At 65.0% G+C, this 25,997-nt stretch carries 26 protein-coding genes, 1 tRNA gene and 3 pseudogenes; 13 read left to right on the forward strand and 17 right to left on the reverse strand.

The features are described from left to right. Positions 1-385 precede the first annotated feature (385 nt). Positions 386-823: pseudogene (locus ACZ7L1_RS25905) on the reverse strand (response regulator); the annotation flags it as partial. 109 nt (positions 824-932) lie between these two features. Between ACZ7L1_RS25905 and ACZ7L1_RS25910 the strand changes: the two are divergent. Then, a tRNA-Arg gene (locus ACZ7L1_RS25910) sits at positions 933-1,004 on the forward strand. 285 nt (positions 1,005-1,289) lie between these two features. On the opposite strand, the gene ACZ7L1_RS25915 is transcribed toward ACZ7L1_RS25910, so the two are convergent. The 14 genes from ACZ7L1_RS25915 to ACZ7L1_RS25980 all read right to left on the reverse strand — a co-directional run bounded on the left by ACZ7L1_RS25915 (position 1,290) and on the right by ACZ7L1_RS25980 (position 11,118). Continuing rightward, positions 1,290-3,329 carry a TerD family protein gene (locus ACZ7L1_RS25915; protein WP_471440402.1) on the reverse strand — a complete coding sequence of 680 codons (2,040 nt, stop codon included), beginning with the start codon at positions 3,327-3,329 and terminating at the stop codon, positions 1,290-1,292. Between the two features lie 225 nt (positions 3,330-3,554). After that, the gene (locus tag ACZ7L1_RS25920; protein ID WP_471440403.1) at positions 3,555-4,928 is read right to left on the reverse strand and encodes a tyrosine-type recombinase/integrase; all 1,374 of its coding nucleotides are present in this window, start codon (positions 4,926-4,928) and stop codon (positions 3,555-3,557) included. Beyond that, on the reverse strand, positions 4,925-5,098 hold the full coding sequence (locus ACZ7L1_RS25925; protein ID WP_471440447.1) for a helix-turn-helix transcriptional regulator: 174 nt from the start codon (positions 5,096-5,098) through the stop codon (positions 4,925-4,927). Before ACZ7L1_RS25925 ends, ACZ7L1_RS25920 begins: the two co-directional genes overlap by 4 nt. A gap of 11 nt (positions 5,099-5,109) precedes the next feature. Then, a complete protein-coding gene (gene repSA, locus ACZ7L1_RS25930; RefSeq protein ID WP_471440404.1) occupies positions 5,110-6,501 on the reverse strand; it encodes a replication initiator protein RepSA in 1,392 nt (463 codons plus the stop codon). Then, complete coding sequence (locus ACZ7L1_RS25935; protein ID WP_471440448.1) at positions 6,498-7,139, reverse strand: DNA methylase; 642 nt, start codon at positions 7,137-7,139, stop codon at positions 6,498-6,500. Before ACZ7L1_RS25935 ends, repSA begins: the two co-directional genes overlap by 4 nt. 54 nt (positions 7,140-7,193) lie before the next feature. Continuing rightward, a complete protein-coding gene (locus tag ACZ7L1_RS25940; RefSeq protein ID WP_471440405.1) occupies positions 7,194-7,376 on the reverse strand; it encodes a hypothetical protein in 183 nt (60 codons plus the stop codon). A gap of 94 nt (positions 7,377-7,470) precedes the next feature. After that, positions 7,471-7,797, reverse strand: a complete 327-nt coding sequence (locus tag ACZ7L1_RS25945; protein ID WP_471440406.1) for a SpdD-like protein — start codon at positions 7,795-7,797, stop codon at positions 7,471-7,473. 14 nt (positions 7,798-7,811) lie between these two features. Then, a complete protein-coding gene (locus ACZ7L1_RS25950; RefSeq protein ID WP_471440407.1) occupies positions 7,812-7,967 on the reverse strand; it encodes a hypothetical protein in 156 nt (51 codons plus the stop codon). A 13-nt stretch (positions 7,968-7,980) separates the two neighbouring features. After that, entirely contained in the window at positions 7,981-8,172 is a 192-nt protein-coding gene (locus ACZ7L1_RS25955) for a mobile element transfer protein (RefSeq protein WP_471440408.1), read from the reverse strand. A gap of 20 nt (positions 8,173-8,192) precedes the next feature. After that, positions 8,193-8,867, reverse strand: a complete 675-nt coding sequence (locus ACZ7L1_RS25960; RefSeq protein ID WP_471440409.1) for a DUF2637 domain-containing protein — start codon at positions 8,865-8,867, stop codon at positions 8,193-8,195. A gap of 76 nt (positions 8,868-8,943) precedes the next feature. After that, a complete protein-coding gene (locus tag ACZ7L1_RS25965; RefSeq protein ID WP_471440410.1) occupies positions 8,944-9,129 on the reverse strand; it encodes a hypothetical protein in 186 nt (61 codons plus the stop codon). A 2-nt stretch (positions 9,130-9,131) separates the two neighbouring features. Then, positions 9,132-9,338, reverse strand: a complete 207-nt coding sequence (locus ACZ7L1_RS25970; RefSeq protein ID WP_471440411.1) for a hypothetical protein — start codon at positions 9,336-9,338, stop codon at positions 9,132-9,134. A gap of 82 nt (positions 9,339-9,420) precedes the next feature. Continuing rightward, positions 9,421-10,758, reverse strand: a complete 1,338-nt coding sequence (locus ACZ7L1_RS25975) for an FtsK/SpoIIIE domain-containing protein (RefSeq protein ID WP_471440412.1) — start codon at positions 10,756-10,758, stop codon at positions 9,421-9,423. Between the two features lie 3 nt (positions 10,759-10,761). Continuing rightward, the gene (locus tag ACZ7L1_RS25980; RefSeq protein WP_471440413.1) at positions 10,762-11,118 is read right to left on the reverse strand and encodes an SCO3933 family regulatory protein; all 357 of its coding nucleotides are present in this window, start codon (positions 11,116-11,118) and stop codon (positions 10,762-10,764) included. A 158-nt stretch (positions 11,119-11,276) separates the two neighbouring features. Here ACZ7L1_RS25980 and ACZ7L1_RS25985 point away from each other — a divergent pair, with 158 nt between their 5' ends. Together ACZ7L1_RS25985 and ACZ7L1_RS25990 are read left to right on the forward strand one after the other, a co-directional pair. After that, a complete protein-coding gene (locus ACZ7L1_RS25985) occupies positions 11,277-12,008 on the forward strand; it encodes an XRE family transcriptional regulator (protein ID WP_471440414.1) in 732 nt (243 codons plus the stop codon). A 38-nt stretch (positions 12,009-12,046) separates the two neighbouring features. After that, positions 12,047-12,517 (forward strand): NUDIX hydrolase, encoded by a 471-nt coding sequence (locus tag ACZ7L1_RS25990; RefSeq protein WP_471440415.1) that lies wholly within the window; start codon positions 12,047-12,049, stop codon positions 12,515-12,517. Here the strand turns inward: ACZ7L1_RS25990 and ACZ7L1_RS25995 are convergent. Then, positions 12,505-13,065 (reverse strand): HD domain-containing protein, encoded by a 561-nt coding sequence (locus tag ACZ7L1_RS25995; protein WP_471440416.1) that lies wholly within the window; start codon positions 13,063-13,065, stop codon positions 12,505-12,507. The two genes, ACZ7L1_RS25990 and ACZ7L1_RS25995, sit on opposite strands and share 13 nt — an antisense overlap. A gap of 868 nt (positions 13,066-13,933) precedes the next feature. On the opposite strand from ACZ7L1_RS25995, the gene ACZ7L1_RS26000 reads away from it, so the two are divergent. From ACZ7L1_RS26000 to ACZ7L1_RS26025, 6 genes are all read left to right on the forward strand, one after another. Next, positions 13,934-14,617, forward strand: coding sequence for a hypothetical protein (locus tag ACZ7L1_RS26000; RefSeq protein ID WP_471440417.1), 684 nt, complete (start codon positions 13,934-13,936; stop codon positions 14,615-14,617). A 523-nt stretch (positions 14,618-15,140) separates the two neighbouring features. After that, positions 15,141-16,862: an McrB family protein gene (locus ACZ7L1_RS26005; RefSeq protein WP_471440418.1), complete on the forward strand. Its 1,722-nt coding sequence runs from the start codon at positions 15,141-15,143 to the stop codon at positions 16,860-16,862. Beyond that, complete coding sequence (locus ACZ7L1_RS26010; RefSeq protein WP_471440419.1) at positions 16,859-18,052, forward strand: 5-methylcytosine restriction system specificity protein McrC; 1,194 nt, start codon at positions 16,859-16,861, stop codon at positions 18,050-18,052. The genes ACZ7L1_RS26005 and ACZ7L1_RS26010 overlap by 4 nt, the downstream gene beginning before the upstream one ends. 153 nt (positions 18,053-18,205) lie before the next feature. After that, positions 18,206-19,372 (forward strand): DNA cytosine methyltransferase, encoded by a 1,167-nt coding sequence (locus tag ACZ7L1_RS26015; protein WP_471440420.1) that lies wholly within the window; start codon positions 18,206-18,208, stop codon positions 19,370-19,372. Further along, positions 19,369-20,457, forward strand: coding sequence for a DNA cytosine methyltransferase (locus tag ACZ7L1_RS26020; protein WP_471440421.1), 1,089 nt, complete (start codon positions 19,369-19,371; stop codon positions 20,455-20,457). Before ACZ7L1_RS26015 ends, ACZ7L1_RS26020 begins: the two co-directional genes overlap by 4 nt. 306 nt (positions 20,458-20,763) lie before the next feature. Beyond that, positions 20,764-22,464 carry a sigma factor-like helix-turn-helix DNA-binding protein gene (locus ACZ7L1_RS26025; RefSeq protein ID WP_471440422.1) on the forward strand — a complete coding sequence of 567 codons (1,701 nt, stop codon included), beginning with the start codon at positions 20,764-20,766 and terminating at the stop codon, positions 22,462-22,464. A 666-nt stretch (positions 22,465-23,130) separates the two neighbouring features. Here ACZ7L1_RS26025 and ACZ7L1_RS26030 read toward each other — a convergent pair. Beyond that, positions 23,131-23,367: pseudogene (locus ACZ7L1_RS26030) on the reverse strand (ATP-binding protein); the annotation flags it as partial. On the opposite strand from ACZ7L1_RS26030, the pseudogene ACZ7L1_RS26035 reads away from it, so the two are divergent. From ACZ7L1_RS26035 to ACZ7L1_RS26050, 4 genes and pseudogenes are all read left to right on the forward strand, one after another. After that, positions 23,365-23,493, forward strand: a pseudogene (locus ACZ7L1_RS26035) (transcriptional regulator); the annotation flags it as partial. The pseudogenes ACZ7L1_RS26030 and ACZ7L1_RS26035 sit on opposite strands and share 3 nt — an antisense overlap. Positions 23,494-23,501: 8 nt before the next feature. Then, complete coding sequence (locus ACZ7L1_RS26040; RefSeq protein ID WP_471440423.1) at positions 23,502-23,720, forward strand: DUF397 domain-containing protein; 219 nt, start codon at positions 23,502-23,504, stop codon at positions 23,718-23,720. A 406-nt stretch (positions 23,721-24,126) separates the two neighbouring features. After that, on the forward strand, positions 24,127-25,065 hold the full coding sequence (locus tag ACZ7L1_RS26045; RefSeq protein ID WP_471440424.1) for an NAD-dependent epimerase/dehydratase family protein: 939 nt from the start codon (positions 24,127-24,129) through the stop codon (positions 25,063-25,065). After that, positions 25,062-25,994, forward strand: a complete 933-nt coding sequence (locus ACZ7L1_RS26050) for an RNA polymerase sigma-70 factor (RefSeq protein WP_471440425.1) — start codon at positions 25,062-25,064, stop codon at positions 25,992-25,994. Before ACZ7L1_RS26045 ends, ACZ7L1_RS26050 begins: the two co-directional genes overlap by 4 nt. Positions 25,995-25,997: the final 3 nt, after the last annotated feature.

Below are 25,997 nucleotides of genomic sequence, written 5' to 3' on the forward strand. Positions count from 1 at the left end.
TGGCCGGCGGAGCGTGCGGGGCGGCTTGCGGGTGGCCGGCGGAGCGTGCGGGGCGGCTTGCGGGTGGCCGGCGGAGCGTGCGGGGCGGCGGCTTGCGGGTGCCCGGCGGAGCGTGCGGGGCAGCGTGGGCGGAGGGGGGGTGGCCTTAACCGCCCGGCTGCCCGGCGTGGGGTGCGTGGCCGGCGGGCTCGACGCGATCGGCGGCCCCGACGCGATCGGCGGCGCCGGCGACACCCGAGTCGGGCGTGCTGTCGAGTTCCCCATCGCCTTCGACGTACGCACCGGCCTGCTGAACTCCGCCGATCTCCTGAATCCCAGCGATCTGCTGCTGTCGACCGATCTGGTGCTCGTGGTGCCGTTGGTGCTGCTGGTACTCCTGGTTCTGCCGGCCGGCCTGAGGACGGCGCTCGATCAAGTCCTTCACGAGCTGGACGAGTTCGGACGGCTCGAAGGGCTTGGAGAGAAAGGCGTCGACGCCGACATCGAGGCCGCTCTCGACCTCCGACTGCGAACAGGCGCTGATGATGGCGAGGGGCAGCTTCCGGGTCCGGGGATCGGCACGAAGCCGCGCCGCCGTCCGCAACCCGTCGAGCCGGGGCATGACGACGTCCAGGGTGACGACATCGGGCCGCACCTGATGCACGACGTCCAGACACTCGGCACCGTCGGCGGCGGTCACGACCTCAAGACCCTCCAGCTCGAGGTTGACCCTGATCAGCTGCCGGATGACCTTGTTGTCGTCCACAACAAGCACCCGGCCGGACGCGCCTGGCACAACTCGAGAGTAGGTCGCCCCAGGGGGCCACGTCCGGGTTTTCCCCACTTCCACCCCGTCCGGGCTAGCCGCGGCGGCGGAGCCCCCGGGAAACCGTTCATGACCACCGCGAAGGAGCTGGTAGGGTTCTACCCGTCAGCGCAACAGCGCGGGACACGCCCCCGTAGCTCAGGGGATAGAGCAACGGCCTCCGGAGCCGTGTGCGCAGGTTCGAATCCTGCCGGGGGCACCCTGTATGAGGTGCCCAGAGACCCCGTCACCAGCGGAAACGCTGAGGCCGGGGTCTTCGTGTATGTGCAGGCGTATGCGACCCGGAGCGGCCGTATGCCGGGGTCTGTGGACTATTCGTGGACAGGATCTTGGGGCATCTTGCCTGGTCAGCCCCAGCAAATGGGAAGGCCCCCGGACGAGTCCAGGGGCCCGCTCCTCCATGACCGTAGCCCTTCGCCGACAGGTGCCTATGGCTGCCAGCTGCCGCCGCGCAGAGCTTGTCGGCCAACGTGACTGCTACGGCTCAGCCCGTCGTCGCCTCTCCCTTGGAGGATGCTCGGCGAGGTGTCGCACGGTCCAAATGGACCACCACGGTGGAGTAAAAGCGCTGCACCGCCTCGTCGACGCTACGGATAAAACCCGACTCGGCGTTGCCGCGGCCGCTTCCCATGCTCTTGATCAAAGACAGCCGGAAGCCGGTGATGCTGGTGCCGCTGTCCTTCGGGAGCATGTCCGCCGGCTCGGGGCGGAGCCGTTCCAGGGTGCCCCTCGGGCCACCTTGCTCCCCATCGACAAGGGTTTCAATGTGAAGAGTCGCCGGTGCGTCGGCCAAGCTCCGGATGAGCCGTTTCGCCCAGGACAGGGGGTAGCCCTGCTCTGGTGCAGGGATCTCGATGGAGGTGCGCAGTTTGCCCGTGCGGAGGTCCGCACTGATCGCAAGGATGCCCGGCGTTCCCTCGATGCGCAGTTCCGCCTGCAGTCTTCCATCGAGGCAAAGCTGATCGGCGGAGCGGCTCCGGCGTGCCCCTGGATCCGATCCTCGCCTGGTGGGTTGCACAGGCAGTACTTTCTGCCCCAGTTCGCCGCCGAGTCCGAGACATACCTGCCGGATGAGCCTCTCCCAGCTCTCGACGACCTCCAGCGCGCGCGAGTCTCCCTGGCACAGGGTTTCGTCGTCGATTCCGTTGCGTACGGGGACCCAGGCCGGGCCCATGTTCTGGAAGCCGTGGCAGCCGGAGTTGTCGTGCTGTAGGTAGTACAGCAGCTCCTGCAGCAGCCAGGCGTGCGCCGCGTTGCCGACGCCCTCGTGGCGGATCAGCATCTGTGCCTGGTGCGCGACTTCCGCCCAGGAAAGGTGCCATAGGGCGACCTTGTGCTTGCGCCGTCCATCGATCTTGACGTCAACGAGCGGACTGCCCTCCAGCGCTACGTCGTTCGACAGCGTGATCACAGCCTCGTAACCGCGACGCGCGGCGATGTCCATGTACGCCTGCACCTGATCGGCCTTGAGGGAGTTGCCGTTGGTCTTTGTCTCGACCAGGGCCGTCCACAGCTTGCCGGCCCGCTCGACGCGGATCACCCCGTCGGGGCGCCGCGGTGTGTCGCCGTGCGGCAGGGTGACCTCGGCGAAGGTCTCCATGCGGCCTGCTGGCGCTCCGAAGGCTGCGGTCAGTCTCCTGCCGAACTCCGGCACCTGCGCCATCACCGACAGCAGCACCGAGGTGGCCCGCATTTCACGGTCCCGGTCGCTTTTCAGCGCCGACACCGGAAAGAGCCGGGCCTCCCTCCAGGACTCGTTCTCCGCCAAGCTCTTCTTGGCCACCTTGGGCAGGGTAATCTTCTTCTTCGCGGTACGAGGTCGAGCAGTCCGCTTCCGCAACTCGCCACCGTCTTCGGGCTGACGAGGAGACGGAATAGCCTCTGGCGTTCGTTGGGAACTCGGCTCGTCGCCCGAGGCCAGGGCCGAGGCCGTCGCGTCTTCCTGATCGTCGATCGCAGCGTTGTCCTGCGCTTCTACTGCTTCCTCGTCGTCCTCGATGTCGACGCCGAAGTCCTTGGCCAGGCCGCCTAGACCGGTGTCGTAGCCCTGACCGACAGCGCGGAACTTCCACTCTTCTGCGCGCCGATACAGCTCACCGAAGATAATCGCGCTCATCGAGTCGACATCGTCGATGACAAAGCGAAGAAGGTCCTCACCGGCTCCGTCGGCCAGTGACAGCCGCACGTCCTCAAGTTCACCGAAGCGAGCTCCGTTGTACCGGCTGGCAGCCACGACGATGCGGTCGACGTGGGCCGGGACTGCAGTCAGGTCGAAGCTGATCCGGTCCTCGTTTCCGTCCGCCGTTGGCGCTTTGCCCAGGAGCTGCACGCTCCCGTCGGCCGCAACCGGGTTGTTGTAGAAGTAGAAGTCGGTGTCGCTACGAACCTTGCCGTTCAGATCCAGCAGCAGAACCGAGACGTCTGCATCGCCTTCGCCGGTCGGGCTCCCCCAGCCCAAACTGACGATCACCGAACCGACGTTCTCGCTCAGGGCTGACAGAGCCACATTCGAGCCCTTGATCATTTCGTGCACAATACCCCCCAACGGACGCAAGCCGGGCGCGCGAGCGTTCGCGTCCCAGCCGTCTGACAAGCGACGCAATGTGACACGCCGCACACAAGTAACTGTAGTGCCCACGGAGTCGAGCACGGGGGTCAAACGGGATCTTCGGATACGCCCCTGCTCAGATGCAGTAATGGCTCAGGCCCCCAGACAAAGCCGGGGACCTGGGCCTAACGCCGCACATGATCACTCATACTCGCGCAACAATTCTTCGATCTTGCGGTTGGCGATCTCCTGCCGCCCATCGATGCACTTGGCATAGCGGCTCAGCAGGACCTCAACGCTGTTGCCCGCACGCTCGGCGACCTCCGTCGGGTCCACCCCGGAGTTGAGCCAGGTCGACAGCGCCGAGTGCCGGAGGTCATACGGGCGAGCCGCGAGCGGGGAGGCGACCGCAGCCGGCGGAAGCGCCAGCGCGCGGGCCTCCTGCCAGACGCGGTAGTACGTCGAGGAGCCGACCACTCCCCCGCGTTCGTTGGTGAACAGCCGCCCGTCCTCCGCAGTACCGAACGTGTCGAGGTGCTCCCGAAGGATGGCGACGAGCTGGGGCGGGATCGGTACGGGCCGGACCTCTTCCGCCGGCCTGTTCTTGAGGCCTCGGTGGTCGTGGGTCTCGCCGGAGTCGGTCCACTGCTTACCGACACTGGGACGTGTCCGGTTCAGCAGTGCCGTCCCCCAGCCGTTCTCTGGCAACTTCAGATCTACCGCGGTGAGGCCGACGGCCTCGGCGGGGCGAAGGGCTCCGTAATACATGCAGGCGAACAGCCCTACGAGTCGACGACCACGCGCTCGGCGATACCCACCGACGTACGAGACAGCCGTGAGGAGCGAACGTGCCTGCACCGGATTGGCTACCACTCGCGGATCAACCTCACCGGCCACCTTCGGCTTCTTCCAGCGGATAGCCGTAATCGGGTTCTCTTTGAACTCCCCGAGGTCCACGGCGTAATGCAGCGCGTTGACCAGTGTCCGCCGCTTGCGCCTTACGGTTTCCGCAGCCGCCGCTGTCCCGTCCAGCTTCAGTTTGAGCGAGTCCAGAACTGCCCTCCCTATCGCAGCGTCGCCAAGGTCCGAAAGAGGACGTGAAGCCTTGGCCACCCAGTGCAGCGTGTTCGCGATCTCGGTCGGCAATTCGCGATCACCGGGGCCAGGCAGGACGAAGGCCCAGTTGCGCAGTGCCTTCCTGAGCAGATCGTCGGACGGCCGCCCCTGACGATCGTCGAGGAGAGCCATCGTCACGGCAGTCAGCGACTCGTTGATCCCGTTGCGCGTGTTCGGTGCAGCGTGCGGCCATTTCATGGCGAGATACTTCAGAGCGAAGGCGTACCAGGTTGTCGAAGGCGCCTTCTCGACCATCGAGTCAGGCAGTCCCGTGACCGTGTCGAACTCTTCGCCGTCACGGGTGGCGCGGAGGAGCTTGGCCCGGTAGTGGTCCGCAAGCCCCTTGGTGCGGAACTGTTCGGAGAACACGTTGCCGGCAACAGTCCACCTGACGTCATAGGACGACTTCTTGGTGTTCCTCTTCCGGACCCCCCAGACCTTGACGTCGAGAGACTTCATGCCGTGGCCCGCTCTCGGGCGTTCAGCCATGCGTTGAAGTCACTGCGCCACACACGCAATTCTCCGTTCGGCAACTTGAAGGCCTGGGGCGCCTCCCCCAACTCGCGCCAGCGGTAGAAGGTCCGACGTGAGATGCCCTTGAGTTCGGCACAGACCTCCCGAACGGTCATCAGCTCGTCTTTCACGTCGACGCTCCTTCCTGGCTGAACTGGTCACATAGGGCTTCGCGGGCGGTTTCGCGGTTGAGCTGGAGGTCTCGGGCGATGGTGGCGGCGAGGACGGATTCGCCGGGGGTGTGGCCGTGGCCGGCGTACTGCCAGTCGGCGAGGACGAGGACTGTGTCCGGCTCGCAGTCGTCCAGACCGAGGGCTTCACGTTCCTGAGCGGCGCGGAAGTCGGTGCGCGCCTGTCGTAAGGCGCCGAGAGTGGTGGAGTAGCGGCGGGACTTGGAGCTGAAGTGGCCGCGGAAGCCGAGCATGTGAGCCCAGGCCCACAGGCGGCGGTCGGGGTACAGCTCATCGAGGTCGCGACATGCTGTAATCAGGCGGCGGGCGTGGTCGGGGACGCCGTGGCGGTCGAGCTCAGCGAGTTCGCCGATGCGGCGGTCCAGGGTGCCGGTGTTCTCGGCCGCTTTGGTGGCGTACTTGGCTACGTAGGAAGCCACGGCCTGTTCGGTGATGTCGGAACCGTCGCCGAATGCCTTCACGGGGCGTATGTCGAGCTGTCGGCCCCAGCGGAACGTGCGGGCCGGTTGGTCCCCGGCAGCGGGCACGCTCACGCTGCTGTAGGGGTGAGCCGTAGCCGCGCGGATGGCGTCCGTGAGCAGGTCGGTGCTGGCCCACGACGGCGGCGGGGAATGGGGGCCGTCGGGTCCGTCGAGGCGGATCACGGCATGGAAGTGGATGGCACCGCGCTTCTGGAACTCGGCGACCTTGCCGTAGGAGACTCGGCAGACCTCTTTCAGTTCCCGTTGGGTGAGGCCGGCGCGGGCGGCGATCTCACGGCGGAGCCGGTTGACGAACCTCATCCACAGTTCGCCAGCGTGGTTGTTGAACAGCACCGCGCTGGCATAGTCGTAGCTCGTAGGGTCCAGGGCCGTGCCGAGGTCTGGGTCACCCTGGGCGTGTTGGGCGCCACACCGGCAGACGCCACGGTCGGGCCGGTTGTGGACAGGACCGAACGAGGGGGCAGTGAAGGTGGCGAAGACTCGGGGGTGATCGCGGACGGTGGCCGGGATGTCGCGGCGGTCGTCGCCGGCGAGACCGGCGCGGATCAGGTGGTACGTGTCGCCAGCGTAGGTCCAGGCGCAGGCGGGGCATCGGGAGGCCCGGCGGTTGCCGCAGGCGACGCGAAGGCGTCCGCCCGGCTCGTTCTCGGTGTTGTAGTGGTGCAGGGTCTCGCCGGTGACCTTGTCCTTGTGGAGGACCCAGCCGCGCAGGTGAATAGGGTCGGCGCATCCTCCCGTGCGCTTGATCTGGTCTTGCCAGCGGCTGAAGCCGGGTTCCCCGGCCACCCTCAGCACGTCGCCGAGGGTGATCGGGTCCAGGTCCGCCAGAATGGTTGCGTCGGTCACGCGAATACCTCCTGGCGTGCAGTCAGGAATGCGTGGCCGATCCATCGCGTGTAGGCGGGCGGGATGGCTTCGGTCAGCTCCTCGTGGACATCGGTCCAAGTGATCTTCATGGCGTGCTGCATCTCGGCGACCGAGGCCTTGCCGCCACCGTCGCCGTAGGCGGCCACATACGGGCCGTCGCGGTAAACGCCGTGGCGCCAACCGCGCACGTACCCCCGATGCTTGGGATGGGCCGGCTGTGCGGTGGCCCAGCGGCCGAGTTCGAAGTTGCGGTGGCGCAGTACGCCGAGGCCGAACATCTCGCCGCACAGCGTGAGGTCTTTACGGATCTCCGCACGGCCGTTGGGCTGCTCTATGACGTACGGAAGCCCGGAGGCGTCGAGGAGTTCCCGGGTCGGTGCGACCAGGTCCTCGTGGACGCCTCCCCAGCCCTGGGACTGGTTGGTGCCCACGGTCAGGCCACACTTGTTCTGGCACGGCGGGGAGGCGTGCGCGAGGGTGTACCGCTCAATGTCGCCGGTCGTGATCAGTCGGCCGAGGTATTCCAGCGCGTCACCGCGGTGGTAGGCGAAGGGGTAACGGGGGCGGTCGGCGATGTCGCAGCCGTCGACCGCGAACCCGGCCCGGTGGTATCCCATACCGGCGCCACCGGAGCAGGAGAACAGATCGAGTACGCGAAGGAGCGTCACTGCTCACCTCCCGGCATGGGCCAGGTTGGCGGCGGGGGCGGTGTGGCCGGTGCCCTTGCAGGTCGGGCAGTCGACGCGGACCGTGGCGCGGGTGCCGTCGGCGTTGCGGGTGCCGGCGTCGATGGCGACCGAGGCGAAGCCGTCGCAGTCGCGGCAGATGGGAACATTCGGGGCGTGCTGAGGCATGATGAAGTTGACCTTTCGGGTCCGTTGGATCTGGAAGGTGGGAAGGCGCCCGGAGCGGACGAAACTTGGCGGTAGAGGCCGCTCCGGGGGCCGTTCAGCGGCGCTTCGTCTCCGAGGCGAGCAGCGAACGCAGGACGACAGCGCACACGGCGACCGAGACCGCAGTGATGGCGACCGCCAGCAGCATCGAGACCAGGACAGCGCCGACGACGAGGACTACGGCGGTACCGCCGCCGACGAGGACGACCAGCGCACCGGGGGTGAGCTGGACCGTGGGCCGGGACGACGCGGGAGCCGCCGGGAACATCGGGACGTGCTGCGTCGCCGGGGGGCTGGGGATGATGACGGTCGGCTCGACGACGGCCGGCGGGGTGACGTGGCCGGTCGGGGTCGGCATGGTGGGGATCTTCGGACGGAGCATGGGATGTTCTCCTTTCACTTCGTGGCGGTGTCGATGGCGGGGGCAAGGAAGCTGTCGGCGAGGAGGTAGCCGCCGATCAGCAGCACGACGACGAGCCACCAGGGCGGGCGGACGAGCTTGATGCCGACCAGGCCGAGGCAGGCGATGAAGAACCACAGCGGCACGGTCATGAGCCGGTCTCCCTCAGCGGACGGGGCAGCGGTGGCCCTGGGCGGCGATCATGGCGGGGCTCACGTCGTCGTACTCGGCGGACCATCCGCAGTCGGGGATGGTGCACGCGGCGACGTACTTGATCTGTCCCCGCCGTCCGTGCGCAGTGCCGACCTGAGTGGTCCCGATACGGTGCAGCGTGCGCCAGATCTGATACAGACCCATGAGGTGAACTCCTTCGTTTATTAGGCGAGTTGGGCAGCGATCGCGTCGGCCATCGAAGCGGGGACGCCGAGGCGGGCGCGCAGGGTGTTGGTGTCGATCGGGGAGCCGGTCCGGGACTGGTGGTCGGCGGCGACCTTGCGTGCGTGAGCCACCAGCGCCGCGGGGACCGCCACGGCCGAAGCCGAGGGCGGAGCGGGCGTCGGGTCGGCGACAGGCAGGGCCGGGGTGTCGTCGACAGCGGCAGCCGGGGCAGGCTCCGGGGCGGGCGCGGGCGCCGGTTCGCGCTCGACCTCCAGCACGGGGGCGGTGGCCGGGGGCGCGGCAGGTGTCGGCTCGCCGGCGGAGTGGGCGAGGAGGGTGCCGCCGAGGAACGCCAGGGCGGGCCATCCGGCGATACCGAAGCGCAGCCAGGCCGGGGGGTGGGCCAGGTCGAGGAAGCCGGCCGTGGCGACGTTGGCGCCGAGCGAGGCGACCAGGGCGATCAGGAACCAACACCAGGCCAGCCGGGACGGGCCGGCCGAGCGCAGGCGGCGCCAGGCGGCGACCAAGAGCAGGTCGACGGAGACCGGGTAGGCCCAGGCCTTCCAGCCAGACTGTCCGGCCGCGGACGCCAGATCGTGAAGGTGGGCGAAGGACAGCGCACCGGCGATCACGGCCTGTACGAGGACGGCGTCCGGGCGAACGATGGGGCGCATCGCGGTTCCTCCTTCCTAGGAGTCGAGCTGGGGCGGGGCGGGGATCGAAGTCCGGCCGCCCCACCCGGGCGGGGCTTCAGTCGGTGGGGGCTTCGCCACTGCCCCAGCAGGTGAGGCACAGGACGGCTTGCCGGTCGTCGGTGAGACGGCCTTTGCGGGCGCCGACGCGGACGGCTTCGGTGATCTCGCCCTTGCCGTCGCAGTCGGGGCACTTCGGCGGCTTGGGAGCTGGGCGGCGGGTGCGCTTGCCGGTGGTGGCCACGGTCACCACCCCTCGCCGGGGTACTCGGGGCCAGCGTTGGGGTCGTAGCCGGGCGGGAAGATGCCGGGCGGCGGTTCGGGGAGCGAGACTGCCAAGGAGGCACTGACGGACTCCACGAAGTCGAGGTCAGCGCCGGTGGTGTCGGCGTACAGGGCGAGCTGTCCGAGCATCACCACCGTGCGGGCGAAGTCCTCGCAGTTGGGGCACATGGCGGGTGATCTCCTTCATCGGGCATGGCTCGGGTAGGGACCTGGCGTGAGACGGTCACGCCGACCGGTGAAGCGGGGAGGATCAGGCGGCTTCGGCCACCGCGGGCGACTCGATGGGGACCAGGTCGACCAGCGGGCGGAAGCGGGCCAGTTCCGGGATATCCGGGGTCAGGTCGGCGTACCGGTTGCAGGCCGCTACCGCTTGCCGCATCGAGGTGTGCGGGGTGCGGATGCGGACCCATTCGCCTGTGGAGTAGCCGACCACGGCCATGCCGCGCCGGTTGTTGGGGATCTGCGTAGCGACGAACACGGCGTGCGGGGAGATGTCTCCGAAAGCCATCTTGGCGGTGGCCTCGTCGTTGACGCGGTGGACCACCCGGCCGGTGAGCTGGGCACGCAGCATGGTGATGCCGTCGCCGAGTTCGGAGCCGAAGCGCTGGCCATAGATGTCGAGGAAGATGCCGGCCGCGCGCCCGAGTTGGGCCAGCCGGACCAGCGCGGTGACGATCCGGTCCCGGCGGGGATCTTGCCGTTTGGTGGTCAGCGCGAGTTCGGCGATCTCGTCGATGGTGACCACGATCGGCACCGGACGCAGTTCCTCGGGCAGGTCCCAGATGTTCGCGGCGATCGCACCGTCAGGGGTGTCCGCGCCGATCCGCTGCTCACGCCGGATCACGTCGTAGATGCCTTCCATCCTGCTCACGAGTGCTTCGAGGAGATCGGCGGCATCGTCGGGGTTGTCGGCGAGAGCAGAGAGGCGGCGGGCGAACGGACCAAGCTCGATCTTTTTGCAGTCGATCCCGACCAGCGCCACCGGCTGCGAGGCGAGTTCCTTGATCACGGTGCGTTGGGTGACGGACTTCCCGGACTGCGTGGCGCCGACCGTGATCGAGTGCGGTACCTCGCGGTAGTCGCGGTAGTGCACCGAGCCGTCTTCAACCAGCGCAATCGGGATCTTCAACAGGCCCCGGTCCGTCCGAGCCGGCATCTGCACCCGCTTGAGCACGTCGTAGCCGGTCAGGGCGATCTCGACAACGCCCGGCTTGACCTCACGGGAGGTGACCTGATGGACGCCGAAGGAGTGGCGCAGCCGATCGGCGGCGGCGGAAAACTCGAAGGCGTCCTGACCGGGCCGCATCTTGATCCGCAACCGCAGGCCGGTCCGGGTCGGCCGCACCCACATCAGGCGGGGCACCCGCTGTTGCGGTACCGGCTTGTTGAACCAGCGCGCCAGCGCCAGGCGCAGGCGAGAGGCCGGCACCGTGAGGTGGCAGGCGTCCATCACGGCCGCATAGCGCCAGCGGACCCGCACCGTGGCGAGCAGCACGCCAAAGGTCAGCCAGTACCAGACGGGGCGGCGCCACTTCAGCAGCAGCGCCAGCCCGACCAGGACCGCGAGCGCGATCACTAACCGCGTCATGGCTTAAGCCGCCTTCGGCTTCGCGGCAGCGTCCACCAGCGAGGTCACCGCGATCGCCCGGAAGCTGATCCCGTGCCGCTTCTGGCCGTTGAACTCGTTCTCCCACGGCCGGGCAACCAGGCCCGTGAGGGCGACCGGCGTACCCATGGCGAGTTCACCCGACAGGCCCGGTTCCGGCACGGCCACTGTGACAACCTCTGCGTTGCCGTTCATTACGAACAACACATCCACGGTCCACAGGGTCTCGCCGCTGTCCCGATCCACGGCCACCTGGCCGGTCTCACGGTTGGCGACCTTCTTCTGCGGAGGCTGCGCGACCATCACGGTCGCGCCGGAGGTCTCGACGGGGATCTGACGCATCTCTGTCTCCTGATTTTCGGGAGTCGGAACCGCCTTGTCCGACGGTGAGATCAGGAGATCGCGAAAGGTGGTGGACACATCACGGTCCGTATGGACGTTTAGGGACGTCTGAGCTATCGTCAAAAAGTCCCCGATACGTCCCCCCAGAAGGGCACGTCATGGCGAACGAGCGTCTGCGCGCGACGATTTCGGCAAAGGGCGAGACGATCCAGTCGGTTGCTCAGCACGTCGGCGTAGACCCGAAGAGCGTCGAGCGGTGGATCACCACCGGCCGCACACCACACCGAGGACACCGGTGGAAGGCCGCTAGCTTCCTGGGCGTTGACGAGGTGTACCTCTGGCCCTCGGTCGAGAAGCAGGCCGAGACAGCCAGCACTTCTGAGCTGATCACGTATTACCCGCACCGAGGCGCGGTTCCCGCGTCGTTGTGGTCATCGCTCATCGAGAAGGCGACAGACCAAGTCGGGATCCTCGTCTACGCAGGCTTGTTCCTCTTCGACAGCCACCCGGACCTGCCGGACCTATTGGCGGAGAAGGCGAAGGCTGGTGCCCAAGTGCGCATCCTCCTGGGCGACCCTGACTCAGAAGCAGTCCGACAGCGGGGCGAGGAGGAAGGCATCGGCGGCGATCTGGCGGCGCGCGCACGTATCACCCGTCGCTACCTCGAACCGGCGATGACCACGCCAGGTGTTGAGGTTCGACTCCACGACACCATCCTCTACAACTCGGTTTACCGGTTCGACGATGACGTGTTGGTGAACCCGCACGTCCTCGGTGCGCCGGCCGGACAGAACCCGGTCCTGCACTTCCGCTACCTCCCCGGCGCCCGCACATTCCGGCACTACATGCGGAGCTTCGACTACGCATGGGAGCGAGGACGGCCCACGTAGCCCATCGCTTCGGCACCGAGGCATGCGACGCTGGGTGCATGGCACGCGTCGACTACTTCAACGATCCGAACGCCCCGAAGGCGAACAGCATCGTTCCCTCGGTCACGGCGGTGGCCACGAACGATGCTGGGGAACTCCTCTTGATCCACAAGACGGACAACGATCTGTGGGCGCTCCCCGGAGGCGGGGTTGATGTTGGAGAATCCGCTCCCGACGCAGCCGTGCGCGAGACAAAGGAAGAAACTGGGATCGATGTGGAGGTGACCGGCCTAGTCGGCATCTACACGAATCCGGCGCACGTCATGGCGTACGACGACGGCGAGGTCCGGCAGCAGTTCTCCATCTGCTTCCGGGCGCGCATCACCGGCGGCGAGGTACGGACGAGCAGCGAGAGCAAGGAAGTCGCGTTCGTCGCTCCGAGCAAGCTGGACGAGCTGAACATCCACCCGTCCATGCGCATGCGGATCGATCACGGTTTGGCCAGCCGACCCGAGCCCTACATCGGCTGATCAGCGAGACGCGCACGCGTACGGTCAACAGCGGCGCCCAGGTACGGCCGAGCTTTGCTGATCGCGGTGTGCACCTCGCTGCCCGGCTCGTACCGAACCAAGATCTCATCAATCCGCCGGTCAAAGTCGAAGGACTGTCCCGCGGGGCCAGTGGTCATGTCGGCGTAAATCAACGCGTCCAGAACCGGCGAGTCCTCCCGCTCGTACACGGCCAGTTCAGCAGTCAGGCCGCGCTGCTCAGCCTCATACGCGGCGCCGGAGTGGTGGGCGACCAGCCGCACGAGACGTGAAGGCGCACCGAGCGTTTCCAGGTAGCGCGCACCGTCGAGCGGGTGGAAACCGGTGTCCCTCAGTCCCGGGGCGTAACCGATGTCGTGTAGCCATGCGGCAGCGATCAGGAGGTCACGGTCATCTTCGGCCACGGCCGGCGAAGCCTCGCGAGCACGTTGGGCGACAGCTTGGGTGTGCAACCAACGGTTTCCGAGCGGAGGCAACAGGGACTCAGCCAGTTCGGCCGCCCCCTGGGGCGTGTCCAAGGCAGATGACATGGAACGCACGGTAGCGGACCAGGCAGACAGACGGACAGCCCTGTTCAGACGCTCCGGATCTTGGCGCGGTGGAAGTTTCCCTACATCATCAAGGCTCGCTTCGCTCGCGGGTCCGGCGGTCAACAGCGCTCTTGGGACATCGCCAACCCGACCGCCGCACCCTCCGCCCAAGCGCATCAACGGCCGCTCCCGGCCCGCATGCCGCCGTCACCACGATCCGGCCTCAGGAAGGGAAAGACGCAACAGCAACTCGACCCCAACGCCCCGCTACCGGGGCCACCGCGTACCCCTTTCCACCCGGTTGCCTACTTCCGGTAGGTCGGATCAAGACCCGAGGGCCGCGCCAAGCGCGGCGGCGCCGGCCGGTCGCCGCCGCGCCGCCTCCATGTCTTCGCCACCGGCCGCACGTCGCCGCCCGTCCGTCGCCGCACGCAGCGGCCACATTCCAACACGGGCACGGGGACGAACGGTGATCCCTAACGGTGAAGGTCAGAGACGCTTTGTGTCACCGAAAGAGGCCGGATCGTGGTGACGGCGGCATGCGGGCCGACGCTGCCAGATGCGCTGGCGTTCGTACGGCCCGCTGCGCACCGAGCCACTGGCCGGACGGCGGGCGCGGCCATGAGAGGGACAACCCCTCTGCGGCTGGGGCGGTCGGCTCCGCGACTTTAGCCAGCCACTTTGGCGCGAGCCTCGAAGATCATGGCCCCAACGTCGTGCTTTAACGGGCAGGTCCACAGACTGCCCGACGCGCCGGAAGCTTACGGGGCCATGATCACTCGCGCCAAAGCAGCTCCCGGCCAAAGTCGCTCCACCGACCTCATTATTCGGCTGACTCCTGCGTGGGGCGAATGCCACACTACGTCTCATGGATGAACTCGATCTCTCGCTTTATAAGCAAGTTGGGAAACGGCTAGCGTGGGGAGTCGTAGATAGATTCATCAACAGCGGCGCAATCGATATAGAGGGCATGACCGACGAGGAAGTAGTAAGCGCTGCACTATTCGACATCCTCAATGAACCAGACTCTCGCGATTCAGCGAACGAGCGGGAAGATGAGTCGCCCGACGATGAATTTTATTGGGTGACCGATCACTCTACCGACCTATTCCGCAAGGCGACCGAGGCCCTGGATGCCGAGGAGTACTGGTTTTCAATCCTCTTCTACGCCACGTGGGTCGAGCATTGGATAAACAACATCCTGATCAGCCTGAGCCGCCGCTCTAACGTCCCCGAAGGAGTAGCGGTGGCCCTGGTCCGCAGTTGCAGCTTCCATCTGAAGGTGAAGGACGTGTGGACGTCATTGGGTGCGACACCGATCGAAAAAGACATCATACGCAACATGACCGACCTCATGGAACTAAGAAATGGGTTTGTGCACTATAAATGGCAGGCTCGAATGGCATCAAGCAAGGAGAGCGAGGATCAACGGTTGAAGCAAGTGGCATTCGAAGGGCAAAAGCTTATTGCAGTCCTGCAGGAAATCGAGGACCAAGTCCTATTCCATGGGCGCCGAAAATCACTTCGCGCTCAGATCGGACTCCACGACTGAGCCACCTGATTCCCCGGCGCCCGTACAAAGCGTCCCCTGTCTCGTCGGCGCTGCGACGGGAGACAGCGCGCAGACCAGCGCCTGATCGAACTCCTAAGGCGGCCGTCAGCGCGAGTGCTGTACAGCAGCTAAGTAAAGCAACCACCGCAGCCACTCCGGACCACTGGCGGCCACAGGCACCCGTTTGACGTGCCCAGGAGACCTCAGCGACCACTGTGCCCGTAGTTGGCATCGAGGGGCAGCGTCACGCAACGCCTGCACGGGGCGCCGTTCTCAACCGATGAGCGGCGCCCCACAGGCTTGACTCGGTCATTGGGACTCCACCGGCCGCGTGGTACCCGATCGACCCGATGATGAGGCCAGACTTAAAGCCTTGGCCTATACGGGCGCCGCCCACACCATCGGCCGGCGCTCGTCGCCCTGACTCAGACATGGAGACTCCGCCGGCCGCGCTGCCGAGCTACTGAACTCGACTTCGCGCCAACGGACCACACGAAGATCCTGAACGTGGCAACCTGCCTCCATGCAAGAACACTGGGACCTTTCAGGGCGCGACGTCGTACCAGACCTGCGTGCTATGGCACGACCCGGCGACGTGGGTGCAGCCATCCTCCACGCGATGCTCAGCTGCTCAGGAGCACAATGGGCCCCACCCTATGAAGAAGTGCGCAAAAAGATGCAAATCAGGAGCAAGCAGGTCGCCCCTGAACTTCAGAGGCAAGCAGATCAGCGCTTCCGGACGTACATGACGCTGTTTCGCGGAATCGGTCTGCTATACGAAGAGAATGGCACCCTGCATTCGACCGAACTGGGCGAAAGAATACTGCTCCTCCTGAACGACCAATATCAGCGAATTGATGATTTTGGCCAGCAAATTTTCCTCACCTATCGCACCCAACTCGCCCAAATGGTAGCTCCCGCTCTGGCCCGATATCAGCTTGCCAACCCTCTTACCCGAGACACTTACCCCCCGGGAACTGACATCAGGCCGCTCCTGGCCATCTGGCGCATCATGAGGAAACTAGACAACAAGCTCCACTGGGAGGAGCTGGGGCGATGCGTGACGACGTGCCTGCAGGAGTCTGATATTGAGCCAGCGATAGAAAAGATTTCTCAAGCACGCTTGCAGGCCGGGTACAACCCAAACGACCCAGGCCTGATGGAGCAGATTCTCGGCCCCCGGCGCCCTGACGATGGAGCAAATCAGTCCGACAGGCTAGACACCTGGTTCTCTCGCGCTGCCTTCAAGAACCTTTTCCTGGAAAACCGCGATCGGCCAGACGGGTATCGCTATCTCGAACAAGAATTCGTTCCACTCCTCGACGAAACCATTGAAGCCTCTCCCGCACCGGAGCACTTCACAGATCGTGGAGAGTATGTGCGTTGGCTTGGCGCGGCATCATATAAGCCGTCTCCCATCCAGGCCGACTCAGACATCAGACTCAAAAATCTGATCGTTGACAAATGCCGCCGCTACGGAGGACGCCAGATCGTAGCGCTCGTCGGCCCCGCGGGAACTGGGAAGACGAGAGTAGCCCAAAATGTCGCCATGACCCTCGCGGAAGGGGACAGCACACGGATTCTGACAGTTCAATTCCATGCAGCATTTACTTATGAGGAGTTCGTTGGAGGGCTTGCTCCTAGCAACGGAGGCTTCGCCCCTTCACCCGGAGCACTAGTGCAGATTAACGATGCAGCGCTGGCATCACCTGATAAGACGCACGTACTGATCGTCGACGAGCTAAGCAGAGCCGATGTCGCGAATGTACTCGGAGAACTACTCACTTACATCGAGTATAGGAATCGCCCGTTCCTCGTTCCAGGTCTAAACAAACCGGTTTCTATAGCACCGAACTTGGTCATAATCGCCACGATGAACCCTACTGACCGAAGTGTCGTTAACATGGACGACGCTTTGGTCAGAAGGTTGCGGCAGGTGGAAATTCCGCGCAGTCGTGACGCCCTCGACACAATCCTGCATGAGGCCGGCATGGCGAGCGACCTGAGGAGTCACGTACTGCAATGGTTCGATGGCCTCCCTGAAGACGCTCCCTTCGGACACGGTCTATTCGTTGGAATGCGTGATGAACATGATTTGCACGACCTGTGGCATGAATCACTGCGATACTTCTTGCGTCGAGGCGGTATTACTACGTACCCCAACCCTGAGAAGATCGAAAATGGATACGTCTGGAGGCACCCGAAGTACGGCTGGGCCGCTTCAGGCACCGAGGAAGAGGCGTGAGAACCACGACGTACGGTCGCCTTCAGCTCACCTATCAGGAAGTGGGTCACTCCCTGGAAGAGCTGAAGAATCTCTCTTGGGCCCAATCGAAGGTGGCCTCTATTCGACCAGGTCGATTCGGATTCGACATTGAAATCGGGCCATACGCTGGCACGATCGTCATCCATGAGGACCTTGTCATCACTGTCGAGGAAATGGTTCCGGGAACTGTCGACGCCTGCCTCAATCTTTCGTCTAGCGGGCGAAGGCAAGCCCCACAGACAGCTCAGTCCGGTTCAACCCTACCTCCGCTCGCGGCGATTGCACGAGAATTTTCCGCCATGGTCGAAAGGGAGTTGATGTCCGGAGTGCAAAAGGAATACATAGCAACTTCTGCACGTAGTAGTCGAGTCAGAGGAAAGATCCATGTCGGCGAAACAGTGCGCACATTGTGGAGCCGTGGCCGGCATGACCTCTTGGCAATCCGCTACCGTAACCTATCCGAAGACACCGAGGTAAATAGGTACCTCCTTGCCGCTTGCAATCGTGCCGAGCATCTACTTCGCGATCACGATGAGGCAAGAATAACGGTGCAGCGATGCATGCAAATGCTTTCGGGAGCCCAGATGCTCCCCGATCCAGCGTTCCCATCACTTTCTCCCAGAAACAGCGCAGATCTCCAAGCGACTCTCCGCATGGCGGAAGCCATAATACGCGGCGTCCCGTTCAATTTTCGAAAGGCAGGCACTTCTCCCTTCAGCGCCTGGGTCAACATTGATCGAATCTTCGAAGAGGCTGTGCGTACTCTCTGCCAAAGTACAGTCCCGCCTAATTTCACGGTGACAGACGGAAAGTCTCAGAAGATTCCTCTCTTTCATGCAATCGAAGGAGAGGGGGAGCCTATGCGTAAAAGAGCCGATCCAGATATCGTGATCAGGGGAAATGGCAAGACCGGTTTGCTTGACGCAAAATACAGGAAGTCAGGTGAAAAAGTCACCGAAGACGAGATATACCAGCTCATCGCTCATGCTGGCGCTTTCTCGGCCGATGCCGCTGCACTCGTGACACCAGCTCTGCACGACCGTCCAAGTATCCGACGATTGGGCCGTGTCAGCACGGGGTGCTCCGTAGACGTCATCACAGTCGACCCCACTCAAGCAGATGAGATGACCGACCTGATCGGACAGTGGACGACGAGGCTAGCGCAGTGATTTAGCTCACATGGGGATGATCGGTGAGGCATGCTGTGTTCACAACACACTGTCATGTCCCCATGGCTGTACGGGCGCACCGCCAGAGTCTGATCACCGTGGATGGGTGCGCTAGAGACCACGCTGTCAGTCCGAGCTTCTAGGATCTATCGCATGGACAAGGGTGAGCCCGGTTGGGCGTACGCTGACCTCTTCAGCGGTTGCGGCGGCATGTCGGCCGGCTTGGCAGCAACGGGCCAGTACGAGGCGATTTACGCTGCCGACAACGATGAGTGGGCGAACGCCACTTACGCTGCCAACCTCGGTCACACGCCCGAGCAGTTGGACCTGCTGACGCTGCAAGACGCAACCGCCCGGCGTGCATGGGCCGCCCAAATCCGTGACGCGGTCGGTGCCCGGCAGTTCCTGCTTGCAGGGGGACCGCCTTGCCAGGGCTTCTCTTCCCATGTCAAGACCCGTGGTGACCGCAAAGGCCGAAACCAACTCTTCAGCGTATTTGGTGATTTGGCCGTCACGCTCAAGCCGGATGTCGTCATGGTCGAGAACGTCGCTGACCTAGTGTCGGCCCGCTCGTGGGACTTGTTCGACGAGTTTCGCTCAAAGTTGCAGGACGCCGGCTACAACGTTCGAGCCCGAATCATGAACATGGCGCAGCTTGGTGTGCCGCAGGAGCGATTCCGCACTGTGGTTCTGGCGTCCTTGCATCAAATGCCCACGTTTCCTGCCGTACGCAACACGCCAGAGACTTTCGCTACTGTCAAAGAGTGGATTGGCCAGCTCCCACCTATTGCCAGCGGCGAATCTAACCCAGATGACCCGATGCACGTCACGTCGCGTCATCGACCGTCGACGATCGAAATCCTGAAGCAGGTCCCCCATGACGGCGGCTCACGTCCGGCGGGAGTCGGCCCGGAGTGCTTGGACCGCACACGCGGCTCCTACGGTGGCTACACAGATGTATATGGGCGTCTGCCCTGGTCCGGTCCCGCACCTACCATCACTGCTCGATGCCGGACTCCTAGCTGCGGACGCTTCGCTCACCCAGAACAAGACCGCGGTCTGACAGCGAGAGAAGCCGGGCTACTTCAGACGTTTCCCGCGACATGGCAGTTCAAGGGCCCTTTTGACGACCGTTACAAGCAGATCGGAAACGCGGTGCCCCCGCTAGCCGCTCAAGCTTTTGGTGAGCACATTGCAGCCGGCATGCCACCAGTGGAATGTGAAGTCGGACTCTTTGAAGTGGCTGACAAGCCTGTTGGCAGCAGCTTCTCCGTACTGATTCCCGGCATCCGCAGGCGCGGAGGGTTGCTGGTCCAGTGACGCTCACTGCAATTGACGCGTTCGCAGGCGCCGGTGGACTCAGCCTGGGTCTCACCCGAGCTGGGTATTCGGTCAAATTGGCTTTCGACAACAGCCAAGTCGCCGTAGATACGCATCGCAAAAACCTTTCATGTCGTGCGGAAATGCTTGACGCCGCCACAACCAGCGGGGACCAGCTCCTTGAGCTTGCTGGGCTCAAGCGCGGCGAAGTCGACTTGCTGGCTGGCGGCCCCCCATGTCAGGGGTTCTCACTTCAGCGTAGAGGGGCACGGGAAGACCCTAGGAATCTCCTTGTTCTTCGGTATCTCGATTGGCTCGACGAGATGCGCCCTCGGGCGTTTCTCATGGAAAATGTTGCTGCCATCCAGAGCGTGCGCGGGAAACACCTTTTGCGAGCAGTCGAAGAGGCGGCTCAAGATCTAGGTTTCCAAGTTCACGCAGCGATTCTCGATGCGGCAAATTATGGTGTCCCCCAAAGGCGTCGAAGGGCTTTCCTAGTAGGGCTTCCTGCAGGCACCGATTTTTCCTGGCCAGCACCAAGGACGGAGCCCCCGCGGACGGTTGGAGACGCCATCCGGGATCTGCCATCGCCGCCCGAAGATGGGTCTATTCATCCGTCCTTCATGAACCACTACAGAGAAGCTAGGCTGAGCGCGCTCAACATTGAGCGGATCAAGCATGTCCCACCAGGAGGGGGCCGTGAGTATCTTCCTAAGCACCTCCAGCTTGCCTGCCATCAGGGGAACCACCGTCATCTGGATACCTATGGCCGACTGTCGTGGGATGAACCGGCTGTGACTATTACGGCGAGGTTCGACAGTTTCACCCGAGGAAAGTTCGGCCATCCGGAGGAACACCGATCGATCACTCTCCGGGAGGGGGCGCGTCTTCAGTCGTTCCCTGATGATTTCGAATTTCTCGGGAACCGAGAAGAAGGTGCCAGACTAATCGGTAATGCGGTTCCACCTTTGCTCGCACAAGCGATTGGGCAGAGCATCAAAGCAGCATTGTCGGGAACACAGGCAGCGAACGCTTCAGAACCGGTACAGATGTCTCTGTGGGGGGCTGGCGTCGCTGCCGTCTGAGAGGGCTCTCACTCAACAGCAGTCGTCAGCCTGTCCACGCGAATTATAGGTGGGCATGGAAAGCGCGCCAGGGGGCCGCCTCTACCCGTGTGACCAGCACGTATAAGTGGTGCACACGGGCCCTCAGAGCTTTCTGCGCAGTTCCACTTCTCGCCTGTGGCTCCTGGCAACGGCGGGCGGAGTCCACGAGGATCCCCGAATGTCGGCTTTCGCTCGTCGGGCAGAGTATCGGGACAGCGCAGGTCTGACCCTCGCCGGCAGGACCGCCATCTGGTCAGGCGCACAGCGAAACTGGCAAGATCTGGCTTGGCTGTCTGGAAGAGAGGGGACGTAGTGGTTCGTGGGGGGAACGCTGAGCGTGATGTCGCGATGGCAAAAATGTACATCGAGGGCGCGACGCTGACGGAGATCGGCAGAAAATACGGGATCTCAAGCGAGCGTGTCCGTCAGGTGCTCCAGAGTACCGGCGGGGTCACAGCGGACGTGTCCCGGGAGGCTCGGCGACGAGCCCGTGAAGCTGATCTGAACGAGAAGGTCGGCGAGTTCCTCGCCCAGCATCGGAGCACCATTGAGGGGTTCGCTGCAGCGGGCACACCACGCTCCGAAGTTGAGGAACGCTTCCACCTAGTGCACCCCGATGTACCGACTGCCGTGGTCAAGCAGAGCATCACGGCATCTAGCGTGCTATTCGACGTGGACTACCAAGAATTCAACTTTCCTGTGTCCGCCGTTGAGAGTGCCCTGTGGTACGCCCTCGCCCGAGAACTGGACCTCAAAGCGGACCGCGCAACTGCCATCGAGGATCTTGACCTGGCCGAGGCGCGCGAAGTCAGCGATGCCCTGCGCGGTGAGCAGTTGGCCCCAGAGACAGTCGCCACGGTGCTATGCCTGGTCAGCTCGGCAAGGGAGTACGCAAGGAAAACGCCTGTTGGCCTTTCGGCGCAACGCTACAACCGGCAGCGCGTCGCGATACTCCGGGAGCTGGGGCTCGAGTCGAGGCAGGGGGCGGCACCCTGGCCGCCCACCAGCCAGACGGTGATGAAACGCCTCGGGGCGGGGTCCTGGGCCGATGCCCAGTCGAGCGTAGGGCTCACCCCGGATAAGCGAGGGCGGCCACGCGGCCTGCTCGTCTTCAGGGAAGAGGACTACGAGCTCTCCGTCAAGAGATTCATGGAGTACGCCGCCGAGACGCAGCAGTCCGCGACGTTCGCGTTGTACGGGGCTTGGGTTGAGGCGGAGGAGCGCGCCGGGCGACGGTGGCCATCCGCCCCTTCTATTCGCTTTCACTACCGGAGCTGGATGGCAGCCAAGCGCGCAGCTTCGGCCTCGGCCGCGCCAGCAGCTCAGCGTAGGCTGCGGGGTAGCGTCGCGCCGGTGGGCACGCTCGCGTTGCACCACTTCCAGAAAGAGATCACGGCCTTTCTGGCCGAGCTGGAAGGGCTACACGCGACCGAGACGTCCGAGGCGATAAGGAGCTTCATCAAGCCTTTGATGACCGAGTTTGAGTTCCGCCGGAGGAGCTGGATCCGGGCCGCGGTGCTCGTAGATCACACCGTGGTCTCCCGACGCCTTGCCGATCCCACGCTGAAGTCCAAGCACCGTGTGGCTCTTACCCAGGATCCTCCCGATATCGACTCCGTTCTCACTGACATGTACCTTGACCGGCTTGGCAACGGAGACCCGCGTGTCACGGACGGGTGGTTGCGGCCGGAAGTCCAGGCGGAGCTAGATTCCATCCCGGATGAGACCGTGCTGCAGTACATGGTCCTACGAGAGATCCGGAACTACCTCACCCACATCTCCCAGGAGTCGACCGAGCGTCTGGGCTCGGCGCTGCGCAGGCTCGCGGAGTCTGACCCCAGGTTTGAACTCAGCCAACCGCTCACCGCTCGAGTACTGCTGAGCTGGCTGAGTTCGACGAGAGCCCGCCGCCTTCAGCTTCTGCTGGCGTGCGTGCCGTCCATTTGGCGCGCAATGGTGGTGGGAGAGACGCTGACGGATAAGTGACAGTGATCAGAGGTAAGTCGCCAGGTGGAGCTGCCCTCGTATGTGCGCACCGCGACTTCGGGGGAAGTCCCGCGCTGTGCACTTGAGAGGTGCCACCCCGAAAGACATCGCTTCCGTCCGCCCGTGGAGGCATCCAAGTGGGGCAGCCCGTAATCACGGCGGCTCTCACCCCGGTAGGTGGCGGCCGGCATCAGAGGGGAGGATCGATGGATCCGCACGGACCATTCGTGGACCGATCGCGCCCATAGCCACAGCCACACGGCTCTGACCAGCAGGGACGCTTCAGGTCCAATCGGCCTCCGGAGCCGTGTGCGCTAGTCAGGATCCTGCCGGGACACACCCTGTATGAGGTGCCCCAAGGCCCGTCATCAACGGTTTGCTGTGGACAGGGTCTTCGGGGACATGCAGAGTGCCGCCGAGGCAGCCGTCTGCCAGTGATCACGTGGACCCGGGCGGCGCTCCAGCGACGCCCGGAAGCGGTCGGTCTCGGTCACTCGGACCCCTACTCCGATGATGCTCGTGTCGCTCGCACGTACGAGGGTGCGGCGAACAGCGGTTCTCCGAGGCAGAAAGTGGCGATTGGCGGACGCGTTCAGGCCTTCGGGCAAACGCCCAGGTCGGCCATCCGAATAGCGCAACTCATCTGCCAATCACTGCCGAAGCGGCTTACGCGGTGGCCAGCTCGCACCACACGACCTTTCCCCGGTTGCCGTCTCTCGTCAGCGGCTGCCAGCCCCACAGGTCGGCGCACGTCCGGACCAGCGCCAGCCCTCGCCCTGCCTCCACGTCGATGACCTGCTCAAGCGGCACGGGCGGCTCCGGCGGCTCGGGGGCGGCATCCCATGCCCCGATCCTCAGCACCCCCGCCGACCAGCGCACCCGGAGTGCGGCTGGGCCTTTGGTGCGGCCTTCATCGACTCCGAAGCCCAGCTCGGCGCTTTTCGAACGCTCCTTCATAAAGTGGAGGCCGCATCGCTCGTTCCCGAGCGGTCACGCGACTTCATCCACAGGCTGACGAAGGAGCTGTGAGGTACCCCATGGATACCCCCGACACCTGGTGGAAGTCGTCCTACTCCGGACCCGGCGTCGGCGACTCATGCGTAGAGATCGCCAACCGCCGTACGCACATAGCCATCCGCGACTTCAAAGACCCGGGCGCCGGCATCCTCACCTTCCCCTCCGGGTCCTTCGCTCTCTTCATCGAAGCCCTGAAGGGCTACTCCACCATCACCGACTGCGCCAGGTTCCGCGGCTGATCCGGGCCCAGGTAAGCGTCACAACTCACCCAAGCCGTGCGGTCCTTCTCACGTCACCGGCCGACCGCGTCGGCCGACCGCGCCGGCAGCCGCTCCCGGAGGTGCGGACTGCCGGCGCCTGTTCCTGTGCCGGCCGGGGTTGGTCAGCCGATGCAGCCGGCGACACTGCCGGCAGGGCTGCAGTTGTCGGGCCGGTTTCCGACGACGGGGCTGCTGATCGGCGTCACCGGGCCGTAGCTGTCGTAGATCCCGCCGCCCGCCGCGCCGGGGCCGCTGGCGGTGTTGGAGGTGACGGGGCTGTGCCTGAGGGTGGCGGGCCCGCCGTCCTCTCCTCGCCGCCGATGTCACAGGGAGCGGGGCTGTCTCGTCTTCGATGGCAGAGATACGCGGTTCGAAGCGGAAGGTGATGGTTATGCGGGTTTTCGTGGCAGGTGGAACCGGGGTGCTGGGGCGGCGGCTGGTTCCACAACTCGTCGCCCGCGGGCACCAGGTGACCGCAACGACGACCAGCGCGGCCAAGTTGGGGCTACTGCAGCGGCTGGGCGCGGAAGGAGTCGTCATGGACGGCCTGGACGCGGCTTCGGTCGGCGAGGCGGTGGCCCAGGCCCGGCCGGAGGTGATCGTGCACCAGATGACCGCCATCTCCCCGGCACATGCCGGCAAGCCCGACATCAAGCACATGGACCGCTGGTTCGCCACCACCAACCGGCTGCGGACCGAGGGAACGGACCACCTGCTGGCAGCCGCCGAAGCGACCGGCGTCCCCCACGTCGTCGCCCAGAGCTACGCCAACGGGAACGGCATCCGCGAAGGCGGCTGGGTGAAGACCGAGGAAGACCCGATCGACCCGATGTCAGGGACCTCCGCCGCCCCGGGAATGACGGCGGTCCGCCACCTCGAGGAGACGGTCCTCAAGGCCGGCGGGGCGGTCCTGCGCTACGGCGGGTTCTACGGGCCGGGTGCCACCGACGACCAGGTGGAGCTGATCCGCAAGCGGCAGTTCCCGCTGGTGGGGCGCGCTACCGGCTACAGCTCGTGGGTGCACCTCGACGACGCGGCGACTGCGACCGTCCTGGCGGTGGAGCGGAAGGCGCGGGGCGTCTTCAACATCGTCGACGACGAGCCGGCCCCGGCGAACGACTGGCTGCCGTATCTGGCCGCGTGCGCCGGCGCGAAGAAGCCGATGCGGGTGCCCGTGTGGCTGGCGAAGCTGTTCGCCGGTGAGGTGGCGGTGCTCATGATGACCGAGGGGCGCGGCTTCTCCAATGCCAAGGCCAAGCGCGAACTCGGCTGGGAACTGCGCTACCCGTCGTGGCGGCAGGGTTTCAAGGAGGAGCTGGCGTGACGCGCACCGAGGAGTTCGAGAAGCTGCGGCCACTGCTGTTCTCGATCGCCTACCGGATCCTGGGCAGCGTGAGCGAGGCCGAGGACGCGGTCCAGGAGACCTGGCTGCGCTGGGAGTCCTCCCCGACGCAGCCTGCCTCCGCCAAGTCGTTCCTCTCGGCCGTGGTCACCCGTGTCTCGATCGACGTCCTGCGCTCGGCCCGGGTGCGGCGGGAGGAGTACGTCGGGCCATGGTTCCCCGAGCCGTTGCTGGCCGACCCGTACCAGGACCCGGAGCGCTCGGCGGAGCTGGCCGACTCGTTGTCGATGGCGGCCCTGCTGCTGCTCGAGCGGCTCAGCCCGCTGGAGCGGGCGGTCTTCGTGCTGCGGGAGGTGTTCGCCTTCGGCTTTCCGGAGATCGCATCAGCCGTGGGGAGGTCGGAGGCGGCATGTCGGCAACTCGCCGTGCGGGCACGCCGTCACATGGACGCGGGCCGACCCCGGTTCGAGGCCGACCGGCGCGAGCGCGAGGAACTCGCCGAGCGGTTCTTCGAAGCCTTCCGCGAGGGAGACGTCGACGCGCTGCGGGAACTTCTCGCCGCTGACGTGCACATGGTCGGCGACGGCGGGGGCAAGGCCCCGTTGTGGGGCAGGGAAGGGGCCGTCGGCATCGACGAGGTGGTCCGCCGGGTCGCCGCCTTCGCCCCGCTGTTCACTGGGGTCGGCGGCGCCGTGGAGTTGCACGAGGTCAACGGCCAGCCCGGCGCGATCCTCCGCGCCCGGGACGGCAAGGTCCTCGGAACCTGGGCGCTCGACATCCTCGACGGCCGGATCCAGGCCATCCGCGCTGTCATCAACCCCGACAAGCTCCGGCACATGGGCCCGGTCGCGGACGCCTGGGCGATCCTCCGCGGCGCGAGCCGGGGCCTCCGGTCCGCCGAACAGCGGTAGTCA

The sequence above is a fragment of the Streptomyces sp. NPDC107546 genome, from assembly GCF_055639175.1.

What these genes read in the sequence shown, in the direction of transcription:
- ACZ7L1_RS25960 (WP_471440409.1), bottom strand. Translation starts at nt 8,867, where the DNA reads ATGCGCCCCATCGTTCGCCCGGACGCCGTCCTCGTACAGGCCGTGATC.
- ACZ7L1_RS26005 (WP_471440418.1), top strand. Translation starts at nt 15,141, where the DNA reads ATGCAAGAACACTGGGACCTTTCAGGGCGCGACGTCGTACCAGACCTG.
- ACZ7L1_RS26000 (WP_471440417.1), top strand. Translation starts at nt 13,934, where the DNA reads ATGGATGAACTCGATCTCTCGCTTTATAAGCAAGTTGGGAAACGGCTA.
- ACZ7L1_RS25990 (WP_471440415.1), top strand. Translation starts at nt 12,047, where the DNA reads ATGGCACGCGTCGACTACTTCAACGATCCGAACGCCCCGAAGGCGAAC.
- ACZ7L1_RS25925 (WP_471440447.1), bottom strand. Translation starts at nt 5,098, where the DNA reads ATGACCGTTCGGGAGGTCTGTGCCGAACTCAAGGGCATCTCACGTCGG.
- ACZ7L1_RS25985 (WP_471440414.1), top strand. Translation starts at nt 11,277, where the DNA reads ATGGCGAACGAGCGTCTGCGCGCGACGATTTCGGCAAAGGGCGAGACG.
- ACZ7L1_RS26015 (WP_471440420.1), top strand. Translation starts at nt 18,206, where the DNA reads ATGGACAAGGGTGAGCCCGGTTGGGCGTACGCTGACCTCTTCAGCGGT.
- ACZ7L1_RS25915 (WP_471440402.1), bottom strand. Translation starts at nt 3,329, where the DNA reads ATGATCAAGGGCTCGAATGTGGCTCTGTCAGCCCTGAGCGAGAACGTC.
- ACZ7L1_RS25995 (WP_471440416.1), bottom strand. Translation starts at nt 13,065, where the DNA reads ATGTCATCTGCCTTGGACACGCCCCAGGGGGCGGCCGAACTGGCTGAG.
- ACZ7L1_RS26045 (WP_471440424.1), top strand. Translation starts at nt 24,127, where the DNA reads ATGGTTATGCGGGTTTTCGTGGCAGGTGGAACCGGGGTGCTGGGGCGG.
- ACZ7L1_RS25975 (WP_471440412.1), bottom strand. Translation starts at nt 10,758, where the DNA reads ATGACGCGGTTAGTGATCGCGCTCGCGGTCCTGGTCGGGCTGGCGCTG.
- ACZ7L1_RS25950 (WP_471440407.1), bottom strand. Translation starts at nt 7,967, where the DNA reads ATGACCGTGCCGCTGTGGTTCTTCATCGCCTGCCTCGGCCTGGTCGGC.
- ACZ7L1_RS25945 (WP_471440406.1), bottom strand. Translation starts at nt 7,797, where the DNA reads ATGCTCCGTCCGAAGATCCCCACCATGCCGACCCCGACCGGCCACGTC.
- ACZ7L1_RS25955 (WP_471440408.1), bottom strand. Translation starts at nt 8,172, where the DNA reads ATGGGTCTGTATCAGATCTGGCGCACGCTGCACCGTATCGGGACCACT.
- ACZ7L1_RS25935 (WP_471440448.1), bottom strand. Translation starts at nt 7,139, where the DNA reads ATGGGATACCACCGGGCCGGGTTCGCGGTCGACGGCTGCGACATCGCC.
- ACZ7L1_RS26040 (WP_471440423.1), top strand. Translation starts at nt 23,502, where the DNA reads ATGGATACCCCCGACACCTGGTGGAAGTCGTCCTACTCCGGACCCGGC.
- ACZ7L1_RS25980 (WP_471440413.1), bottom strand. Translation starts at nt 11,118, where the DNA reads ATGCGTCAGATCCCCGTCGAGACCTCCGGCGCGACCGTGATGGTCGCG.
- ACZ7L1_RS25920 (WP_471440403.1), bottom strand. Translation starts at nt 4,928, where the DNA reads ATGAAGTCTCTCGACGTCAAGGTCTGGGGGGTCCGGAAGAGGAACACC.
- ACZ7L1_RS25970 (WP_471440411.1), bottom strand. Translation starts at nt 9,338, where the DNA reads ATGTGCCCCAACTGCGAGGACTTCGCCCGCACGGTGGTGATGCTCGGA.
- ACZ7L1_RS25940 (WP_471440405.1), bottom strand. Translation starts at nt 7,376, where the DNA reads ATGCCTCAGCACGCCCCGAATGTTCCCATCTGCCGCGACTGCGACGGC.